The following is an 18,827-nucleotide window of genomic DNA, read 5'->3' on the forward strand; positions in this document are numbered from 1 at the left end:
AACGGACGATCATTGTAGGACGGGCGCACCGCCATTGCGGTGCGACATCCGGCGTCAGTCGCGGACGATCTGCGGACTGCCAAAGCCCAGACCCGCAATGCGTCCGGCGAGTTCCGCCGCACTGCTCTGGTCGCTGGCCGGTACACGCAGGCGCCACAGGGTACGCCCGCCGCTGACGATATCGCTGAGCGAGGCGCCGACGATACCGGCGGCCGACAGCTGGCTCAGCGCCCGTGCAGCATTGTCGCGGCTGGAAAAGCTGGCCACCTGCAGCAGGATGGCGCCCAACGCACGCGTGGCCGGGTCGGCCGGGACCGCCGGCGTGGTGGCCGCGCGCACGGCCGGTGCGGGCGCCGTCGCCGGCAACGGTTGTACGGCCACCGGGGCAGGTTCGGTACCGGCAGCGCGCGTGGCAGCCGGGCGACCGGTGGCCACGCGCACACCGTTGTCCTTCATCCACGCGTCGAAATGATCGGCACTGGCGACCGCGGTGGTGGCCGCCGGCGGGGCCGCGGCAGGCGGGTTCGGCAGCTTTTCCACCAACTGGTCCATGCGGCTTGGTGCCACCGGTCGGGCCGGCGCGGCCGCGCGTTCGCCGCGGCCACGGCGGCTGCCGTTGCCGGCCAGCACGTTGTCGCTGCCCGGGGTCAGGCCACGCACCTCGACCCGGCCGGTGCCGCGCTGGGTGATGCCCAGGCGCACCGCGGCCGCGTAGCTCAGGTCGATCACGCGGCCGTCGTGGAAGGGCCCGCGGTCATTGACCCGCACCACCACCGACTCGCCGTTGTCCAGGTTGGTGACACGGGCGAAGCTGGGCAGCGGCAGGGTCTTGTGCGCGGCGGTGAAGGCGTACATGTCGTACACCTCGCGGTTGGAGGTCAGCCGGCCGTGGAACTTCTGGCCGTAATACGAGGCCGTGCCCTGCTCGACGTAGCGGCTGACGTCGTCCATCACCTGGTACTGCTTGCCCAGCACCACATAGGGCGAGCGGTTGCCCACCGCCGAACGCGGCTCGCTGGTCACCACCGGTTCGGGGATGCAGTCCACGTTGGGGACGTAGCTTGGCGTGCTGTCCCTGACGCCCGGCTTGTACAGGCCTCCGGCGGTGTAATTGCCGCGCGTGGAGAGGTCTTCCTGCGCCTTGGCGTACGGCGAGCCTTCCGGGCAACCGGCACGGGCGTCACCGCGGCCATGCACGACCGTGCCGGCATGCGCGCCGGCAGCGGCACTGCCGCCGCCGGCCTTCTTCGGGGCGCTGCTGCAGGCGGCCAGCCCGAGCACGATCAACGCAGGGACCAGCCACTTGATGTTCATGCCGGGGGGAGCTCCTTGCCGGCGATGGCCTGGGACAGCTGGAACACGGCCATCGCGTACATCTTGGAGATGTTGTATCGGGTGATCGCGTAGTAGTTCTGGAAGCCCAGCCAGTACTGCTTGCCGTTGCTGCCTTCCAGGGTCACCGGCGTGGCGGTGGCGTTGGCCGCGCGGATCGGCGTCACCGCGTGGTAGCCGCGCGCGGCCAGGTCATCGATGGTCCAGGTCGGGGTCCAGTCGGTCGGGTTGAACTCCTCGCGGCCGGCGTCGAGCGTGGCCGGCACCGCGACGGTGCCGCCGCGCACCCAACCGCCCTTCTTCACGAAGTAGTTGGCGATCGAGGAAAACACGTCGTCATAGCTGTTGAACAGGTCCCGGCGGCCGTCACCGTTGCCGTCCACGGCGAAGTCCAGGTAGCTGGACGGCATGAACTGGCCCATGCCCATCGCGCCGGCATAGCTGCCCTTGAGGGTGGTGATGTCCAGCTTCTCCATGCGCGCCAGTTCGAACAGCTTGGCCAGCTCGTCGCGGAAGAACAGCTCGCGGCGCACCTCTCGCTCGAGCTTGGCCGGGTCGCCGCTGCGCGGGTATTTGAAGGCCAGCGTGTACAGCGCATCGAGCACGCGGTGGTTGCCGGCGTTGCGGCCGTAGCTGGTCTCCACGCCGATGATCGCCACGATCACCTCGGCCGGCACGCCGGTGCGTTCCTGCACCCGCATCAGCTCGTCGCGGTGCTGGGCCAGGAAGGCACGGCCGCCGTCGATGCGGGCCTGGGTGATGAACATCGGCCGGTATTCGTTCCACGGCTTGACCCGCTCGGCCGGCCGCGACATCGCCGCGATGATCGGTTCGCGGATCTGCGCCTGCGCCAGCGTGGCTTCGATGTAGGCCGGATCGATGCGGTAACGCGCCGCGGTGTCACGGACGAAATTGGCGCGGGCGGTTTCGAAGGGCACCGGGGTCAGGTCGACCGGGGGCAAGTCCTGCTTGCTTTCCGGAGTCGCCTCGGCCGGGCCGGTGCCTGGCTTGGCCGGCGTGGCGGGTGCCTCGGCCGGAACCGGCGACGGCGTGGGAGCATGCGGCTGGGTCGCGCAGGCGACCAGACCGAACGTGAGACAGCAAATCAGAGCGCGTCGAATCATCGGCCGAGATTAGCAGGTCAAAGATGAATTTCCATCAATAAGACCATGAATCCCAACGAGATTGAAGGGGAAAATCCGTCGACGGATGGCACCCTGCGGCGCCCCTGCAAGATGAATGCGGCCACGCTTTGCCGGCCCTGCCCGTCCACCGGGCATAAAAATGGGCGTCGGCCATCCCCCCATCCCGCAGAGATGACCGACGCCCGGATTGGTGTGGGGGAACCGGGTCGTCATCTCCCCATGCCGACCCGCCAACAACCAACCGGTTGTCGCGGCGCGACAGCTGCCAGCGACGCTGACATTGTGAAGAACTCGTAAAGCCTTGTGTTTGATCTCGATCAAAAGCCGGGCAATCAACCCAACTCAGCCACCGTGGACCGGTCGGTGCGCACGCACCGCCATCACCAGGCCGAAGCCGGCCAGCAGCGAGACCGCCGAGGTGCCGCCATAGCTGATCAGCGGCATCGGCACGCCCACCACCGGCAGCAGGCCGGAGATCATGCCGCCGTTGACCAGGATGTACACGAAGAAGGCCAGGCCGGTGGCACCGGCCAGCAGCCGCGAGTAGGTATCGCGCGCCTCCACTGCGATCCACAGGCACCGACCGATCACGAACAGGTACAGGGCCAGCACCACCGCCACGCCGACCCAGCCGTATTCCTCGCTGAGCACGGAGAAGGCGAAATCGGTGGTCTGCTCGGGGATGAAGTTCAGGTGCGACTGCGAGCCCAACCCCCAGCCCTTGCCCGTCAGGCCACCGGAGCCGATCGCGATCTTGGACTGGATGATGTTCCAGCCGGCCCCGAGCGGGTCACTCTCCGGGTCGAGGAACATCATGATGCGGTCCTTCTGGTAGGGCCGCAGCAGCCACAGCCACGCCACCGGCGCGGCCGCGGCCACGCCGCCCACGCCGATGCCCACCCACCACCACGGCAGGCCGGCCAGCAGCAGCACGAACGCGCCGCTGGCGGCGATCAGCACGCCGGTGCCGAAGTCCGGCTGCAGCATCACCAGCCCGGTCGGCACGCCGATGATCACCGCCGCCACCAGCACCACCGGGATGCGCGGCGGCAGCGGCATGCGATTGAGGTACCAGGCCACCATCATCGGCAGGCTGACCTTGAGCAACTCGGCCGGCTGCAGGTAGAACAGCCCCAGGTTCAGCCACTGCCGGCCGTACTTGCCGGTGCCCAGCACGAACACCGCCAGCAGCGGCAGCATGGAGACGGCATAGATCAGCGGCGTCCAGGCGCGGATGCGCAGGATGGAAACCCGCGAGATGGCCCACATCGCCACCAGGCCCACCGCGAAGCGCACGCCCTGCGCCATCACCAGCCCGCCACCGCCGGCGCTGTCCAGCACCGACAGGCCGATGCCCATCAGCACGGCCAGCGCGATCAGCAGCGGCCAGTCCAGGCCGCGGGTCAGGCGCTGGCCCATCTCCAGTGCCCAGCGCAGGAAGTCCCTCATCGTTGTGCCTCCGGGCCGCGCACCTCGGGCCCGGCCGGACGCGATGGCGCCACGGCGGGGGATTCGGGAGAGGACGGTGCCTGTGGCGGTGGCGCGGGCGCGCCCACCATCACCGGCATGGCATCGAACAGCAGTGCCGCCTGTTCACCACGGGCGCGTGCGGTCGGGTCCTCGGTATCGAAGGTGGCGATGCCGACCGCGACGGTGCCGCGCTCGGCATCCAGCGGCTGCAGGCCCTCGGGCATCACGCCCAGCAGCCACGCATCGAACACCTTGCGCGCGATCGGCGCGGCCGCCGAACCACCGTAACCACCACCCTCCACGGCGATGGCGATGGCGATGACCGGGTCCTCGGCCGGCGCAAAGCCCACGAACAGCGCGCGGTGGCGCAGGTGCATCGGCAGGCTCTTGGGGTTCAGCGCGGCGGTGCCCTTGCGGCTGATCACCTGCGCGGTGCCGGTCTTGCCGGCCATCCGGTACTGGGCCCCGGCAGCGACACGCCAGCCGCTGCCACCGGGCTGCATGGTACCCATCATGCCTTCGCGCACGGCCTGCAGGTTGGACGGATTGGGGCTGATCGGCAGCGGTGCCGGCTGCGCCATCGCCATCCAGTCGTGGTCGAAACCGGCGCGTTGTTCGGTGACCAGGTGGGGGCGCCGCAGCTGTCCGGTGGCCAAGCCGCCCACGCCGCGCGCCAGCTGCAGCGGCGTCACTTTCCACAGGCCCTGGCCGATGCTGGCATTGACGGTATCGCCCGGGTACCAGCGCTCGCGGTTCGCCTTGGCCTTGGCCGCCGGCGAGGGCAGGATGCCGCCGATCTCGCCGAGCAGGTCGATGCCGGTGGGCTGGCCGAAGCCGTAGTGGCCGCCCATGTACTCGTCGTAGCGCTCGATGCCCATGTCGATGCCGAGCTGGTAGTAATAGGTGTTCACCGACTGCGAGATCGACTTGCGCAGGTCGGTCCAGCCATGGCCGCCACGGTTGGCATCACCCCAGCCACGGCTGACGCCGGGCAGGTAGAACATGCCGCGCGAGAGGATCTTGTCCTCCGGCCGGCGCAGCCCGCTGTCCAGCCCGGCCAGGCCGAGGAACGGCTTGACCGTCGAACCCGGCGCCACGCCGCCCAGCACCAGCCGGTTGAACTGCGGCCGCGACGGGTTCTCGTTGAGGCGCTTGAAGTCGGCGTGCGAGATGCCGTTCACGAACAGATTGGGGTCGTACGACGGCAGGCTGACCATGGCCAGGATCTCGCCGGTACGCGGGTCGATCGCCACCGCCGAGCCTTCCTGCTCGCCGAAGGCGGCCACCATCGCCCGCTGCAGGTCGGCATCGATGGACAGCCGCAGGTCGGTGCCCGACTGCGCCGGCACCCGGCCGACGGTGCGGATGGCGCGGCCCTGCACGTTGGTCTCGACCTGCTCGTAGCCGATCTTCCCGCGCAGCTGCTGCTCGTAGTAGCGCTCCAGGCCGGACTTGCCGATGTGGGTCAGCGCGGCATTGCCCTCGCCCAGCTCCTCCAGGTCCTTGTCGTCGACCCGGCCGACGTAGCCGATGATGTGCGCGAACAGGTCGCCGTAGGGGTAGCGCCGGGTCAGGTACGGCTCCAGCTCCACGCCCGGGTAGCGCCAGCGGTCCACCGCGAAGCGCGCCATCTCGTCGTCGCTGACGCGCAGCTTGAGCGTCACCGGCATGAAGCTGCGGCGCGCCTTGCGCGACTGCCGGAAGCGCTCGATGTCCTCATCGCCCAGCGAGAAGATCTGGCGCAGGCCGGCCAGGGTGGCCTCCATGTCCTGCACCTTGTCCGGGGTCACGTCCAGGCGGAAGGCCGGCACGTTCTCGGCCAGCAGCCGGCCGTTGCGGTCGTAGATCAGCCCGCGCCCCGGCACCACCGGACGCGCCTTGATGCGGTTGGCCTCCGAGCGCGTGGCGTAGATGTCGTGGTCCAGCACCTGCAGCTTGAAGTACCAGCCGCCCAGGAAGCCCAGCGCCAGCAGCACGCCGAGGAAGCCCAGTGCCGCGCGCCGCCGGAACTGTTCGGCCTCGGCGTGCGGGTTCTTGGTCTGGCGCCGGTTGTACATGCTCAGCGCCCGCGCTTGCCCAGCCGCACCGCATCCAGCAGCACATACAGCGGCAGCCACAGCGCCATGCCCAGCAGCGGCGCCCACCAGTAGCTCCAGGGCAGCAGCGGCGCATCACCGAGCAGGTGGATGGCCGCGTCGATGACGCGGTCGTTGAACAGCAGCCCGCCGATCGACAGTGCCTGCTGCGACAACGGGAAGAACCGGATCCGCGCGCGGAAACGCTGCAGGATGAAGGCCATCACCACCAGCCGCAGCGCCTGCTCGCCGAGGATGCCCCCGGTCAGCACATCGGCCAGCAGGCCGATGCAGAAGGCGAAGCCCAGCCCCGCGCGCTCGGGGGTCTCGATCACCCAGTACGCCAGCACCAGCGCCAGCCAGTACGGGCGCAGTGGCAGCAGCAGGTCGGGCAACGGCACCAGTGCCAGCAGGAACGCCAGCACGATGCTGACCGGCAGCACCCAGCCCTTGTTGCGTAGGCGGCTCATCGGCGCTGCTCCGGCGTGGCCTGCGGCGACGGCGCTTCGGCCGGAGCCGTGGACGCACCGGCGGCGCCTGCAGGAGTGGGCGGCGGGCCTGCCGGCGGTACGGCCGTGGCACCGGTCGGGGCCGCAGGGGCCGGCGGCGTGACGGTACCGGCCGCGTCGGCCGGGAGCTCCAGGCCCTGGGTCACCGGCAGGCGCGGGATGGCCGGCACCGAGCGCAGCAGCAGCACGTTGCGACCACGGTCCAGCTTGGCCGCCGGCTCCAGTTCACCGACCAGGAAGGCATGGGTATCGTCCGGGCGCAGCTTGAGGATCCTGCCCACCGGAAAGCCGGCGGGGAAACGCCCGCCCAGGCCCGAGGTCACGATCTCATCGCCCACCTCGACGCCCGCGCTGAGCGGGATGTCGCGCAGCTCCAGGCGGTCGCCGCGCCCGTAGGCGATCAGCCGCACCCCGTTGCGGGCCACGTTCACCGGCACCGCGTGGTCCGGGTCGGTCAGCAGCAGCACGGTCGAATGGCTGGCATTGACCGCGATCACCTGCCCCATCAGGCCGCCGGCATCGATCACCGCCTGGCCGACGTGCACGCCGTTGCGGCTGCCCGAATCCAGCACCACGCGCTGCTTCACCGGGTCCAGGTCGATGTCCAGGATCGGCGCCAGCTGCACGTCCAGGCCATTGCGCTCAGCTGCATTGAGCAGCTCGCGCAGCTGGGCGTTGTCCAGCGCGGCGGTCTGCAGGCGGGTCAGGCGGGCATTGGCCAGCAGCAGCTGGTTGCGCAGCTCGCGGTTCTCCTCGACCAGCTGGCCGTGGCTGGCGGCATGGTCCTTGACCGTGGCACCGACGCGGCCGGGCAGCCCGGCCAGTGCCCAGACCGGCTGCACCACCACGCTGGCCTGCGCACGCAGGCGCGACAGCCAGCCGCCCTGGATGTCGAGCACGATCAGGGTGATGGCCAACGCTAGGTAAGCCAGCAGTCGCAATGTGCTGCTGGCATCACCCTGTCGGGAGGCTACGGGAGGGCCGGCGTAAGGAGGCACGGATCAGGCGCTGGGAGCAGTGAAAGGGAAAAAGGGAATGGGGGCCGCAGGAGCCCCCGAACGTCAGCGCGCACACCGGATGTCATCTGCAGCGGGGGCAGGAACACGCGGACCGGGGCAGATCGCAGCAACCCACGCATCGTCATTCCCGGCTCCCCACCCCGATCCCGGCCTCACTCCGGCGCGAAGAACTCGTTGCCGTGCATGTCCACCAGCTCCAGCGCACGGCCGCCACCGCGGGCCACGCAGGTCAGCGGGTCATCGGCCACCTGTACGTGCAGGCCGGTCTCCTCGGAGATCAGGCGGTCCAGGTCGCGCAGCAGCGCGCCACCACCGGTCAGCACGATGCCGCGCTCGGCGACGTCGGCACACAGTTCCGGCGGGGTCTGTTCCAGGGCCAGCTTGACCGCCGAGACGATGCCCGACAGCGGTTCGTGCAGGGCCTCGAGCACCTCGTTGGAGCTGATCTTGATCATCTTCGGCACGCCCTCGGCGAGGTTGCGGCCGGAGATCTCCATCTCGATCACTTCCGCCTGCGGGTAGGCGCAGCCCAGCTCGACCTTGATGCGCTCGGCGGTGGCTTCACCGATCAGCATGCCGTGGTTGCGGCGCACGTAATTGGTGATGGACTCGTCGAAACGGTCGCCGCCGATGCGGACCGAGGCCGAATAGACGATGCCGTTCAGCGAGATGACCGCCACTTCGGTGGTGCCGCCGCCGATGTCGATGACCATCGAGCCACGCGCCTCGGTCACCGGCATGCCGGCGCCGATCGCCGCGGCCATCGGCTCCTCGATCAGGAACACGTCACGCGCGCCGGCCTCCTCGGCCGACTCCTTGATGGCGCGGCGCTCGACCTGGGTCGAGCCGGCCGGCACGCAGACCAGCACGCGCGGGCTCGGGCGCAGCACGCGCGACTTGTGCACCTTCTTGATGAAGTGCTTGAGCATCGCCTCGGTGTAGGTGAAGTCGGCGATGACGCCGTCCTTCATCGGGCGGATGGTGGTGATGTGGCCCGGGGTACGGCCGAGCATCTGCTTGGCCTCGGCGCCGACGGCGGCCACCGAGCGGGTGCCGCCGATGGCACGGTCCTGGCGCACGGCCACGACCGACGGCTCGTTCAGCACGATGCCCTGGCCGCGCACATAGATGAGGGTGTTGGCCGTGCCCAGGTCGATGGACAGGTCATTGGAGAACATGCCACGCAGCTTCTTGAACATCTGGGAAGTGATCCTGACGGGTGTCGTGCCCACGCCGGTTGGCGAAAAAATGGGCAGAAAATGAGGGCCGCTAGCCTATCAACCCACCATGGCCCGGGCAAGAAAAATCCTTGGAAAATCCGGGTTCCGGACCACATCAGGCAGACGCGGTACAGATTCGGTTGTGGCCGTCCGCCGCGGCACCCGGTAACCTTATGCGCTTTGGCGCGCTGCGCGCCGGCCCGCCTGCGGCCGCACGGCGGCGTTTTCCTTTTCCCGTATAGGCCTGTTCGCGATGTCCGCTTTGATCTGTGGTTCCCTTGCCTTCGACACCATCATGGTGTTCCCGGACCAGTTCAAGAACCACATCCTGCCGGACAAGGTGCACATCCTGAACGTGTCCTTCCTGGTCCCGCGCATGCGCCGCGAGCTGGGCGGCTGCGCCGGCAACATCGCCTACAACCTGAAGCTGCTCGGCGGCGACCCGATCCCGATGGGCACCGTGGGCCAGGACTTCGGCCCGTACCGTGAGCATTTCGAGCGGCTGGGCATCAACCTGAGCCAGGTGCGGGTGCTGGAGGAGATGTTCACCCCGCAGTGCTTCATCACCACCGACCACGACAACAACCAGATCACCGCCTTCCACCCGGGCGCGATGATGCGTTCGCACGAGAACCACGTGAAGGACGTGCCGGGCGTCACCTTCGGCATCGTCGCGCCGGACGGCCGCGAGGGCATGATCCAGAACGCGGCCGAGTTCCTGGAATGCGGCATCCCCTTCATCTTCGACCCGGGCCAGGCGCTGCCGCTGTTCAACGGGCCGGAGCTGCGCCAGTTCATCGAACAGGCCGACTACGTGGTGGTCAACGACTACGAGTCCAACCTGCTGCAGCAGCGCACCGGCTGGAGCGAGAAGGAAATCGTCGAGCGCACCCAGGCCTACATCACCACCCAGGGGCCGCGCGGGGCGATCATCCATACCCCGGAAAAGAGCTTCGACATCCCGCCGGCGCACGAGCGCCGCGTGGTCGACCCGACCGGCTGCGGCGACGCCTTCCGCGCCGGCCTGATCTACGGCATCGAGAAGGGCTACGACTGGCTCACCATCGGCCGCATGGGCAACCTGATGGGCGCGCTGAAGGTCGAGCACCCCGGCACCCAGAACCAGCGCTTCGACTTCGCCGAGTTCAACGACCAGTTCAAGCAGCAGTTCGGCTACGCGCTCTGAACCCGAAGCGCGGCGGCACCCGGGAAACGGCGCTTCGGCGCCGTTTTTCGTTGCCCCCGCCACCGCCCGGGCAGGCACCGGTTAGCCTTGTGGCCTGACCCGACCGCCACCGCCAATGTCCCTGGGCCTTTTCTGCGCGGTGCTGCTGGCCGCCCTGCTCCACGCCAGCTGGAACGCCATCGTCAAGCTCGGCGGCGACACGCTGCTGACCACCCTGCTGGTCACCGGCTGGGCGGCGGTGCTCGCGGCCCTGCTGCTGCCGTGGTTGCCCGCGCCCGCGGCGTGGAGCTGGCCCTGGCTGGCGGTATCGGCGGTCCTGCAGGCCGGCTACTACGTCCTGGTCGCGCGCGCCTACCGGGTGGCGGACATGAGCCTGTCCTACCCGCTGATGCGTGGCTGCGCACCGCTGCTGGTGGCCCTGGCCGGCAGCCTGGCCTTCGACGAGCACCTGCCCGCTGCCGGCTGGGCCGGCATCGCCCTGGTCTGCGGCGGCATCGTGCTGATGGCCGGCAGCGGCAACCGCCGCAACCTGCAGCTGCCCCTGTTCATCGCGGTGGTCATCGCCACCTACACCCTGGTCGACGCCCGCGGCGCACGCCTGTCCGGCAACGCGCTCAGCTACACGCTGTGGCTGTTCCTGCTGTCCGGGCTGCCATTGCCGCTGTGGGCACTGGCCCGGCGACGCGCCGAGCTGGGGGACTACCTGCGCCGGAACTGGGCACGCGGCCTGGTCGGCGGCATCGGTACCACCACGTCCTACGGCATCGCGCTGTGGGCGATGACGCTGGCGCCGGTGGCGATCATCGCCGCGCTGCGCGAAACCTCGATCCTGTTCGCGTTGGCGCTGTCGGCGCTGCTGCTGAAGGAGCGGATCAGCCGGCGGCGCCTGCTGGCCGCGGCGGTGATCCTGATCGGCGTGGCCTTGCTGCGGCTGGCCTGATGCCCCCGCCGCTCAGAGCGGCGGCATGCGGGCGATGTCCTCGTCCACCAGTTCCATCGCCATCACCAGCGCGTCCTCACGGCCATTGTCGGCGGGGTAGTAACGCGGTCGCCGGCCGATCTCGTTGAAGCCCTCGCTGTGGTACAGCGCGATGGCCGGGGCATTGGACGGACGCACCTCCAGAAACACCCGCACCGCGCCACGCTGGCGCGCCACCCGCACCAGCTCGCGCAGCAGCCGCCGGCCATGGCCGCGCGACTGCACCAGCGGGTCCACGCAGACATTGAGCACGTGCGCTTCGTCGGCGGCGAGGCTGAGCATGCCGTAGCCGACCAGGCCATCGTCCACCTCGAGGATCCGCCCGGGATAACCGGCGCGCAGGCAGTCCTGGAAGATGCCACGCGTCCACGGGAAGGGGTAAGCACGCAGCTCGACCTCCATCACCGCGTCCAGGTCGTCTTCCTGCATCGGCCGCAGTACCGGGCCGGCCGGTCGGGCCTGCGCGTTCATTGCCGCTGCTTCCGCCGCAGGCTGCGCAGTTGCGGCCACAGCGCGCGCTTGGCGGCCGGGTTGGCACGCAGCTCGTCCAGCGGCCAACTGTCCATCAATTCCCGCGTCTGCGGGTCATTCGGGTTGCAGCCGGACGCGCGCAGCAGGGCGATCTGCAGGCGGTCGGGCATGCGCAGGCCACCGCCGCGGCGGGGCAGGGTCGCCGCCGATGCCGGCGGGACGGGCCTGTCCGGCGTGGTCGCCGGGGCCTCTGGCGCACGGGCGGCCTGCTCACGGCGGGCGGGCGGGGCGGCCGGGCGCGGCGGCGTCGGGGTACGCGCCGGCGCGATCTCCAGGGCGACCGGCGGCGCGGCGGCCTCCATGGCAGGCGGTGCGTCCAGCGCACTGCCTTCCAGGTAGACCGTGTAGCCCATCGCCTGCAGCAGCGCCTGCTGCTGCGCGGACCACAACGGCGCGGGCGCGAGCCCGGTCATTCCACCTTGCCGGCCGGCGCGCGCCGGCGCAGCAGCAGCCACATCACCGGCCCGGAGATGGCATACAGGATGCCCACCACGAACAGGGTGCGCGGCAGGTCCACGACCATGATGGCGATGATGATCGGCACCAGCGCCAGCACCACGAACGGCACGCGCTCCGAGCGCGGCCCCTTCTCGTTGCCGCCCTTGAAGCTCCAGAAGCGGATCCGGCTGACCATCAGCAGGCCCGAGACGATCGTCACCGCCAGCGCCACGTAGCGCAGCTGCTCGCCGCTCCAGCCCAGGTTGCCGTCGGCAAAGGCCCAGACGAAGGACATCATCAGGCCCGCCGCGGCCGGGCTGGCCAGGCCGACGAACCAGCGCTTGTCGACCGTGCCGACCTGGGTGTTGAAGCGCGCCAGCCGCAGCGCGGCGCAGGCGGCGTACAGGAACGCGGCCGACCAACCGACGCGGCCGAGGATCTCGCCGTCGAACTTCAGCGAGGACAGCGCCCAGTGGTACATGACCAGCGCCGGCGCCATGCCGAAGCTGACCAGGTCGGCCAGCGAGTCGTACTGCACGCCGAACTCACTGCTGGTGCCGGTCAGGCGCGCCACGCGGCCGTCCAGGCCGTCCATGACCGCCGCCACGAACACGGCGATGCTGGCGTTGACGAAGTCCCCGTTGGCGGCGGCGATGATCGCGTAGAACCCGGCGAACAGGCCGGCGGTGGTGAACAGGTTCGGCAGCAGGTAGATGCTGCGCGAACGCGGTGGGGGTCTCAATTCGTCCATGCCGCCCAGTTTAATCGACTTGCCAGCCGCGTCACCGGGTGCTGCAATCGGCGCCTTGCCCGTCCGCCCTGCCCGGAGTCGCCATGCCCGTCCTGCCCCGCCTCTGCTGCCTGCTCCTGCTCGCCAGTTCCGCCGCCAGCGCCGGGCAGCTCTACAAGTGGAAGGACGCCAATGGCGTCACCCAGTATTCGGAGCGGCCGCCGGTCGGGCAGAAGTACGAGACCCGGCAGATCACCCAGAGCGGTGCGCCCAGCGTCCAGGCCGAACCTGCGGCGGCGGCTGCACCGGCGACGGTCGACAACCTGCAGTGCGCCTCGGCCCGCCACAACCTGGAGCTGCTGTCCAAGCCCAACCCGGTGATGCGCGATACCGACGGCGACGGCAAGCCCGACCAGACCCTGGACGACGGCCAGCGCCAGGCCCAGAAGCGCCTGGCCGAGTCGATGGTGGCCACCTACTGCAAGCCCGCCGCGAGCCCCTGAGCAGGCAGGTCGGGCACGGCCTGGCGGCGCAGCCGCCCCAGCGGGCCGCGAGGCTGGCAAAATAGGCGATTCCGCCGTTTTGCGAAGCCCCTCCCATGCGCCTTTCCCGCTTCCACCTGCACACCACCAAGGAAACTCCCGCCGACGCCGAGCTGGTCAGCCACAAACTGATGCTGCGCGCGGGCATGATCCGCAAGCTGGCCTCCGGCCTGTACACCTGGTCGCCGCTGGGCCTGCGCGTGCTGCGCAAGGTGGAAGCCATCGTCCGCGAGGAGATGAACCGCGCCGGGGCGGTGGAACTGCAGTTGCCGACCATCCAGCCGAAGGAGCTGTGGGAGGAGACCGGGCGCTGGCAGAAGTTCGGCGGCCAGTTGCTCAAGATCAAGGACCGCAAGGAGCAGGAGTACTGCTACAGCCCCACCGCCGAGGAAGCCATCACCGACTTCGCGCGCCAGGAGCTGTCCAGCTACAAGCAGCTGCCGGTCAACTTCTACCAGGTGCAGACCAAGTTCCGTGACGAGATCCGTCCCCGCTTCGGCGTGATGCGCGCGCGCGAGTTCCTGATGAAGGATGCCTATTCCTTCCATCTGGACGACGCCAGCCTGGTCGCCGAATACGAGAACATGAAGGCTGCCTACACCCGCATCTTCACCCGCCTGGGCCTGGAGTTCCGTTCGGTGCAGGCCGACTCCGGCGCGATCGGCGGTGATGCCTCGCAGGAATTCCACGTGATCGCCGATTCGGGCGAGGACGCGCTGGTGTTCTCCACCGGCTCGGATTACGCGGCCAACGTCGAGGCCGCCATCGCCGCCGACCCGGCCGCGCGTGCCGCCGCCGCCGAGGAACTGCGCAAGGTCGAAACCCCGACCCAGAAGACCTGCGAGGACGTCGCCGCGCTGATGGGCATCGCCCTGCTGCGCACGGTCAAGTCGGTGGCGGTGATGACCACCGAGGATGAATTCGTGCTGGCCCTGGTCCGCGGCGACCACGAGGTCAACGAGATCAAGCTGGCCAAGGTGACCGGCCTGCGCGATTACCGCATGGCCAGCGAAGCGGAGATTGCCGACCACCTGGGCAGCGAGCCGGGTTTCCTGGGCCCGCTGAATCCGCGCAAGGCCATCCGCGTGGTCGCCGACCGCGAGGTCGCGGCGATGGCGGATTTCGTCGTCGGTGCCAATGAAAAGGGATTCCATATTGCCGGCGTCAACTGGGGCCGCGACCTGGCCGAGCCGGAAGTGGCCGATATCCGCAACGTGAAGGCCGGCGACCGCGCCCGCGATGGCGGCGAACTGAAAATCGCGCGCGGCATCGAAGTGGGCCATGTCTTCCAGCTGGGCCGCCAGTATGCGCAGGCACTGAAGGCCACCGTGCTGGACGAGAACGGCAAGGCCGCGGTGATGTCGATGGGCTGTTATGGCATTGGCGTATCGCGCATCGTCGCCGCCGCCATCGAACAGAACCACGACGACGCCGGCATTATCTGGCCGGTGGCGATGGCACCGTGGCAGGCGGTGGTGTGCATGATCAACCCGAAGCAGGATGCCGCCATCACCGCGGCCGCCGAATCGCTGCTGGCCGAACTGCAGGCCGCCGGCGTTGACGCGGTGCTGGATGACCGCGGCCTGCGCCCGGGCGCGATGTTCGCCGACATGGAGCTGATCGGCGTCCCGCACCGCATCGTGGTTTCCGAGCGTGGCCTGGCCGCGGGCACCTTCGAGTATCGGGCCCGCACCGCCAGCGAGGCGGAGAATCTGGACAAGGCGGCGGTCCTGCAGAAAATCGCAGGCTGAGCAGAAAAAGGCCGGGATATATTCCCGGCCTTTTTCATTCCTGCATCACACAACGCACGTTATGTAGTTTGTCATCCGTACATATGGCCCGGTATGCTGTTTGCCGCTGCCACGGAGTGGCTGTCCCGAATCCATTTCCCTGGAGTAACCCATTAGATGAGTATTGATCTGTCCGGCCTGTCGGCCAAGGAACTTGCCACCCTGATCCGCGACGCGCAGAAGCGCAAGACCGTCGTGGCCAAGCGTCTGCCGATCACCAAGGTCCGTGCGCAGCTGACCGCTGCCGCCAAGAAGGCCGGTTACACCATCGAGGAACTGTTCGGCGGCGCCGCGCCGAAGGCCGGCCGTCCGGCCAAGGCCGCCAAGACCAGCGCCCCGAAGGCGGGCCGCAAGCTGGCCAAGGTTGCCCCGAAGTACCGCAATCCGGCCAATGCCGAGGAAACCTGGACCGGCCGTGGCAAGCAGCCGCGCTGGCTGGCCGAGCTGACCGGCAAGGGCCGCAAGGTCGAGGATTTCCTGATCCAGAAGTAATCGGATAATCGAAATCAAAAACGCCGGTGCAAGCCGGCGTTTTTATTTGGCCCCGTCCTGCCCGTGCATTACCGGATATACATGAATCTGAAATTACAGATTCTGGTTCTTGCGCGCCGGGATCAGCAGGTTGCCAAACAGCAGCCCGGCCACCAGCGCCATCACCACATTCACCACGGTCAGCAACGCGGATTCACCGGCATTTACATTCTGCTGCTGGATCAGGCTGAGCACCCCACGCAGGCTGATGCTGCCAGGCACCAGCATGATGATGCCGGGCAGGCGCACGATCGCGCCGGGGCGCTTGGCCAGCCGGCCAAACAGGTTGCCGGCGGCGGTCAGCAACATGGCCGCCAGGAAGATACCGGCCGGCCCGCCCCATAGCAGCCCGCCATAACGCGAGATCGCATAACCGGCCACCGAGGCGGCGATCACCCACGGATAATCGCGGACACTGGCGCGGAACAGCATGGCGAAGGCGAACGCCGCCACCAGCACCGAGCCCCACTCCACCCAGTTGGACTGCGGGCGCGAGGCCCGCACCACCGGCTCCAGCCCGATGTAATGAGCGATGGTGACCGCAATCATCGCGCCCACGGTGAGTTTCATGATGGTGGTCAGGGCACCGGCGAACCGCGCCGTGCCCGATACCCAGTGCTGGCTGGCCAGCTCGTTGACCGCGTTGGTCAATGCCATGCCGGGCAGCAGCACCACCAGCGAGGCGATGATGGTGGAGTTGAGGTTGAGCGGGCCGATGAAGCTGGCCACCAGGACCGCCACGAAGCCGGCCAGCAGCGCCGCCAAGGCTTCGCTGGCCTCGCGCGTGGCCACCCGCCGGTCGGTGTAGAACAGCAGCAGGCCGATCAGCAGGCCGGTCACGCCGGCGGTGGCGATATCCAGCCATGGCAGCCGCCACAGGCCCGCCACGCCGGCCGAGCCCAGGGTGAAGGAGGTCAGCATCGCGATCCGGTCGCTCAGGCCCGGGTCACTGTCCAGCTGGCGCAGCGCGGTATGGCCCTGGGCGATGCTCATGCGCCCCCCGGCCACCGCGTCGGCGATCTCGTCGGCGATGGCCAGCTTGTGCAGGTCGGTGCTGCCCGGCCCCATCCGGATCACGCGGGTGATGTCGCTGGAGCCGATCGCGCGGGTCGGGTCGCTGAAGCTCAGGATCAGGCCGGTCGGGTTCGACCACGGCTCGCAGTCCAGGTCCAGCTGCTGGGACAACGCGACCACCGAAGCCTCCAGCCGTTGCGCGGTGGTGCCGTAACTGTGCAGCCGCCCGGCCATCTCCGAGACGAAGGCCACGCGCTGTGCATAGGTGGCCCGAGGGGGCGCGGGAGCAAGGGTTTCGGCAGACATGGCCATTAGTATCGCCTGAAGCCGATGCAATACTCATCCGGGTTGTACGGACGTCGGGTTATCCTCGGCAGCGGATGCCACCAATGACAGACATTTCCCCACCCCAGTGCACGCAAGACCCTGATGCCGAAGGCCGGTTGCGGCTTTCCGGCAGCTGGACGCTGTCCACCGCGCTGCGCTCGATGGAGGCGCTCAAGGCCAGCCCGTCGCCGGTGACCACCATCGATGCGCGCGGCATCGACCAGCTGGATTCGGCCGGCGTACTGCTGTTGCTGCGCTTTGCCAGCAAGGCTGGCCTGCAGGAACATGCCCTGCAGTTCCGCGACGAGCATCAGGCACTGGTCTGCACCATCGACGAGGTCGCCGACGAGCGCCCCAAGCCACAGCGCGACTACGGCGTGGCGGCGGCACTGGAACGCCTGGGCCGCTCGGTCCACGCCATCGGCCGCAACATCGTGGTGCTGGTCAGCTTCCTGGGCGAGAACCTGTCCAAGCTGGCGCGCCTGGTGCGCCAGCCGCGCCGCTTCCGGATGACCGCCGCGGTCAACCAGATGGAAGAGGTCGGGTTGGACGCGGTACCGCTGGTGGCCCTGCTGTCCTACCTGGTCGGCGCGGTGATCGCTTTCCTCGGTTCGACCATCCTGCGCGACTTCGGCGCGGAGATCTTCGTGGTCGAACTGGTCAACATCGCCTTCCTGCGCGAGTTCGCGGTGCTGCTGACCGCCATCGTGCTGGCCGGCCGCACCGCCAGCGCCTTCACCGCGCAGATCGGGGCGATGAAGGCGCGCGAGGAGATCGATGCCATCCAGACCTTGGGCCTGGACCCGGTCGACCTGCTGGTGCTGCCACGCGTGGTCGCCCTGCTGCTGATGCTGCCGTTGCTGACCTTCATCGCGATGATCGCCGGCCTGGCCGGCGGCATCACCGTCGGCGCCTTCGACCTCGGCATCCCGCCGCAGATGTACCTGGCGCGCATGCACGAGACGATGGAACTGCGGCACTTCCTGGTCGGCATGTCCAAGGCCCCGGTGTTCGCGCTGATCATCGCGCTGATCGGCTGCCTGGAAGGGCTCAAGGTCGAAGGCACGGCACAATCGGTGGGCGAACGCACCACCTCCAGCGTGGTGCAGACCATCTCGCTGGTCATCATCCTCGACGCGCTGGCCGCGTTGTGGTTCATGCACATGGGCTGGTGACGATGGCCATCGCATCCAGGAACGACGAGCGCACTTCCGAACTGGCCATCCGCGTGCGCGGGCTGGTCAACCGCTTTGGCAGCCAGACCGTGCATGAGGGCCTGGACCTGGACGTGCGGCGTGGCGAGATCCTCGGCGTGGTCGGCGGCTCGGGCACCGGCAAGTCGGTGCTGATGCGCTCGATCCTGGGCCTGCGCAGGCCCGACGAAGGCCAGATCGAGGTCTTGGGCGTGGACGCACGTTCCGAGCATCCGGCCGACCGCCTGCAGATCGAACGCAACACCGGCGTGCTGTTCCAGGACGGCGCCCTGTTCTCCTCGCTGACCGTGGGCGAGAACGTGCAGGTGCCGCTGAAGGAACACCATCCCGAGCTGGACGAGCGCTGGCACTACGAGCTGGCGCTGCTGAAGGTGAAGCTGGCCGGCCTGCCGGCCGATGCCATCAACAAGCTGCCCTCGCAGCTGTCCGGCGGCATGCGCAAGCGTGCCGGCCTGGCACGCGCGCTGGCGCTGGACCCGCCGCTGCTGTTCCTGGACGAGCCCACCGCCGGGCTGGACCCGATCGGCGCGGCCGCCTTCGACCGCCTGATCAAGACCCTGCAGGAAGCGCTGGGCCTGACCGTGTTCCTGATCACCCACGACCTGGACACGCTCTACGCCATCTGCGACCGCGTCGCGGTGCTGGCCGACCGCAGGGTCGTGGCCAATGCGCCGCTGCCGGAAATCGAACAACTCGACCACCCGTGGATCCGCGAATACTTCCACGGCCCCCGCGCCCGCGCCGCGCGCGGCCTCCAGCCCGAGCACGTGTGACC

At 68.9% G+C, this 18,827-nt stretch carries 17 protein-coding genes and 1 pseudogene; 7 read left to right on the forward strand and 11 right to left on the reverse strand.

Translation table 11 applies throughout. The features are described from left to right. Window positions 1-54 precede the first annotated feature (54 nt). From ATCM_RS17075 to ATCM_RS17105, 7 genes are all read right to left on the reverse strand, one after another. Window positions 55-1,314 carry a septal ring lytic transglycosylase RlpA family protein gene (locus ATCM_RS17075; protein WP_132865672.1) on the reverse strand — a complete coding sequence of 420 codons (1,260 nt, stop codon included), beginning with the start codon at window positions 1,312-1,314 and terminating at the stop codon, window positions 55-57. After that, window positions 1,311-2,456, reverse strand: a complete 1,146-nt coding sequence (mltB, locus tag ATCM_RS17080) for a lytic murein transglycosylase B (protein WP_132865673.1) — start codon at window positions 2,454-2,456, stop codon at window positions 1,311-1,313. Before mltB ends, ATCM_RS17075 begins: the two co-directional genes overlap by 4 nt. Window positions 2,457-2,819: 363 nt before the next feature. Next, on the reverse strand, window positions 2,820-3,926 hold the full coding sequence (rodA, locus tag ATCM_RS17085; protein ID WP_132865674.1) for a rod shape-determining protein RodA: 1,107 nt from the start codon (window positions 3,924-3,926) through the stop codon (window positions 2,820-2,822). Next, complete coding sequence (mrdA, locus tag ATCM_RS17090) at window positions 3,923-6,004, reverse strand: penicillin-binding protein 2 (protein ID WP_132865675.1); 2,082 nt, start codon at window positions 6,002-6,004, stop codon at window positions 3,923-3,925. The genes rodA and mrdA overlap by 4 nt, the downstream gene beginning before the upstream one ends. A gap of 2 nt (window positions 6,005-6,006) precedes the next feature. Then, window positions 6,007-6,492, reverse strand: a complete 486-nt coding sequence (mreD, locus tag ATCM_RS17095; RefSeq protein ID WP_132865676.1) for a rod shape-determining protein MreD — start codon at window positions 6,490-6,492, stop codon at window positions 6,007-6,009. After that, a complete protein-coding gene (gene mreC / locus ATCM_RS17100; protein WP_132865677.1) occupies window positions 6,489-7,529 on the reverse strand; it encodes a rod shape-determining protein MreC in 1,041 nt (346 codons plus the stop codon). Before mreC ends, mreD begins: the two co-directional genes overlap by 4 nt. Window positions 7,530-7,702: 173 nt before the next feature. Further along, on the reverse strand, window positions 7,703-8,749 hold the full coding sequence (locus ATCM_RS17105; RefSeq protein WP_005419402.1) for a rod shape-determining protein: 1,047 nt from the start codon (window positions 8,747-8,749) through the stop codon (window positions 7,703-7,705). Window positions 8,750-9,023: 274 nt separating this feature from the next. Between ATCM_RS17105 and ATCM_RS17110 the strand changes: the two genes are divergently transcribed. After that, on the forward strand, window positions 9,024-9,956 hold the full coding sequence (locus ATCM_RS17110) for a carbohydrate kinase family protein (protein ID WP_132865678.1): 933 nt from the start codon (window positions 9,024-9,026) through the stop codon (window positions 9,954-9,956). Between the two features lie 115 nt (window positions 9,957-10,071). Beyond that, window positions 10,072-10,896, forward strand: coding sequence for a DMT family transporter (locus ATCM_RS17115; protein WP_132865679.1), 825 nt, complete (start codon window positions 10,072-10,074; stop codon window positions 10,894-10,896). Between the two features lie 12 nt (window positions 10,897-10,908). Here the strand turns inward: ATCM_RS17115 and rimI are convergent, their stop codons facing one another. From rimI to pssA, 3 genes are read right to left on the reverse strand one after another with little or no spacing between them, the layout of a single operon-like run. Beyond that, window positions 10,909-11,406 (reverse strand): ribosomal protein S18-alanine N-acetyltransferase, encoded by a 498-nt coding sequence (gene rimI / locus ATCM_RS17120; protein WP_132865680.1) that lies wholly within the window; start codon window positions 11,404-11,406, stop codon window positions 10,909-10,911. Then, complete coding sequence (locus ATCM_RS17125) at window positions 11,403-11,879, reverse strand: alanine acetyltransferase (protein WP_132865681.1); 477 nt, start codon at window positions 11,877-11,879, stop codon at window positions 11,403-11,405. The genes rimI and ATCM_RS17125 overlap by 4 nt, the downstream gene beginning before the upstream one ends. Continuing rightward, a complete protein-coding gene (gene pssA, locus ATCM_RS17130) occupies window positions 11,876-12,655 on the reverse strand; it encodes a CDP-diacylglycerol--serine O-phosphatidyltransferase (RefSeq protein ID WP_132865682.1) in 780 nt (259 codons plus the stop codon). The genes ATCM_RS17125 and pssA overlap by 4 nt, the downstream gene beginning before the upstream one ends. An 83-nt stretch (window positions 12,656-12,738) precedes the next feature. Between pssA and ATCM_RS17135 the strand changes: the two genes are divergently transcribed. The 3 genes and pseudogenes from ATCM_RS17135 to ATCM_RS17145 form a co-directional block, all read left to right on the forward strand. Next, a complete protein-coding gene (locus ATCM_RS17135) occupies window positions 12,739-13,137 on the forward strand; it encodes a DUF4124 domain-containing protein (protein WP_132865683.1) in 399 nt (132 codons plus the stop codon). A 95-nt stretch (window positions 13,138-13,232) separates the two neighbouring features. Continuing rightward, a complete protein-coding gene (locus tag ATCM_RS17140; protein WP_132865684.1) occupies window positions 13,233-14,927 on the forward strand; it encodes a proline--tRNA ligase in 1,695 nt (564 codons plus the stop codon). 156 nt (window positions 14,928-15,083) lie between these two features. Beyond that, window positions 15,084-15,449 (forward strand): annotated as a pseudogene (locus ATCM_RS17145) (H-NS histone family protein); the annotation flags it as partial. A gap of 102 nt (window positions 15,450-15,551) precedes the next feature. Here ATCM_RS17145 and ATCM_RS17150 read toward each other — a convergent pair. Continuing rightward, window positions 15,552-16,817: a threonine/serine exporter family protein gene (locus ATCM_RS17150; RefSeq protein WP_132866223.1), complete on the reverse strand. Its 1,266-nt coding sequence runs from the start codon at window positions 16,815-16,817 to the stop codon at window positions 15,552-15,554. Window positions 16,818-16,900: 83 nt separating this feature from the next. On the opposite strand from ATCM_RS17150, the gene ATCM_RS17155 reads away from it, so the two are divergent. Together ATCM_RS17155 and ATCM_RS17160 are read left to right on the forward strand one after the other, a co-directional pair. Continuing rightward, window positions 16,901-18,013, forward strand: a complete 1,113-nt coding sequence (locus tag ATCM_RS17155) for an MlaE family lipid ABC transporter permease subunit (RefSeq protein WP_132865686.1) — start codon at window positions 16,901-16,903, stop codon at window positions 18,011-18,013. 2 nt (window positions 18,014-18,015) lie between these two features. Beyond that, window positions 18,016-18,825, forward strand: a complete 810-nt coding sequence (locus ATCM_RS17160; RefSeq protein ID WP_132865687.1) for an ABC transporter ATP-binding protein — start codon at window positions 18,016-18,018, stop codon at window positions 18,823-18,825. The last annotated feature ends 2 nt before the right edge of the window (window positions 18,826-18,827 follow it).

It is taken from the genome of Stenotrophomonas sp. ATCM1_4, from assembly GCF_004348115.1.
Classification (GTDB): domain Bacteria; phylum Pseudomonadota; class Gammaproteobacteria; order Xanthomonadales; family Xanthomonadaceae; genus Stenotrophomonas; species Stenotrophomonas capsici.

What these genes read in the sequence shown, in the direction of transcription:
- ATCM_RS17155 (WP_132865686.1), top strand. Translation starts at nt 16,901, where the DNA reads ATGACAGACATTTCCCCACCCCAGTGCACGCAAGACCCTGATGCCGAA.
- mreD (WP_132865676.1), bottom strand. Translation starts at nt 6,492, where the DNA reads ATGAGCCGCCTACGCAACAAGGGCTGGGTGCTGCCGGTCAGCATCGTG.
- ATCM_RS17135 (WP_132865683.1), top strand. Translation starts at nt 12,739, where the DNA reads ATGCCCGTCCTGCCCCGCCTCTGCTGCCTGCTCCTGCTCGCCAGTTCC.
- ATCM_RS17105 (WP_005419402.1), bottom strand. Translation starts at nt 8,749, where the DNA reads ATGTTCAAGAAGCTGCGTGGCATGTTCTCCAATGACCTGTCCATCGAC.
- pssA (WP_132865682.1), bottom strand. Translation starts at nt 12,655, where the DNA reads ATGGACGAATTGAGACCCCCACCGCGTTCGCGCAGCATCTACCTGCTG.
- ATCM_RS17125 (WP_132865681.1), bottom strand. Translation starts at nt 11,879, where the DNA reads ATGACCGGGCTCGCGCCCGCGCCGTTGTGGTCCGCGCAGCAGCAGGCG.
- ATCM_RS17160 (WP_132865687.1), top strand. Translation starts at nt 18,016, where the DNA reads ATGGCCATCGCATCCAGGAACGACGAGCGCACTTCCGAACTGGCCATC.
- mltB (WP_132865673.1), bottom strand. Translation starts at nt 2,456, where the DNA reads ATGATTCGACGCGCTCTGATTTGCTGTCTCACGTTCGGTCTGGTCGCC.
- mrdA (WP_132865675.1), bottom strand. Translation starts at nt 6,004, where the DNA reads ATGTACAACCGGCGCCAGACCAAGAACCCGCACGCCGAGGCCGAACAG.
- rodA (WP_132865674.1), bottom strand. Translation starts at nt 3,926, where the DNA reads ATGAGGGACTTCCTGCGCTGGGCACTGGAGATGGGCCAGCGCCTGACC.
- ATCM_RS17115 (WP_132865679.1), top strand. Translation starts at nt 10,072, where the DNA reads ATGTCCCTGGGCCTTTTCTGCGCGGTGCTGCTGGCCGCCCTGCTCCAC.
- ATCM_RS17140 (WP_132865684.1), top strand. Translation starts at nt 13,233, where the DNA reads ATGCGCCTTTCCCGCTTCCACCTGCACACCACCAAGGAAACTCCCGCC.
- rimI (WP_132865680.1), bottom strand. Translation starts at nt 11,406, where the DNA reads ATGAACGCGCAGGCCCGACCGGCCGGCCCGGTACTGCGGCCGATGCAG.
- ATCM_RS17110 (WP_132865678.1), top strand. Translation starts at nt 9,024, where the DNA reads ATGTCCGCTTTGATCTGTGGTTCCCTTGCCTTCGACACCATCATGGTG.
- ATCM_RS17075 (WP_132865672.1), bottom strand. Translation starts at nt 1,314, where the DNA reads ATGAACATCAAGTGGCTGGTCCCTGCGTTGATCGTGCTCGGGCTGGCC.
- ATCM_RS17150 (WP_132866223.1), bottom strand. Translation starts at nt 16,817, where the DNA reads ATGTCTGCCGAAACCCTTGCTCCCGCGCCCCCTCGGGCCACCTATGCA.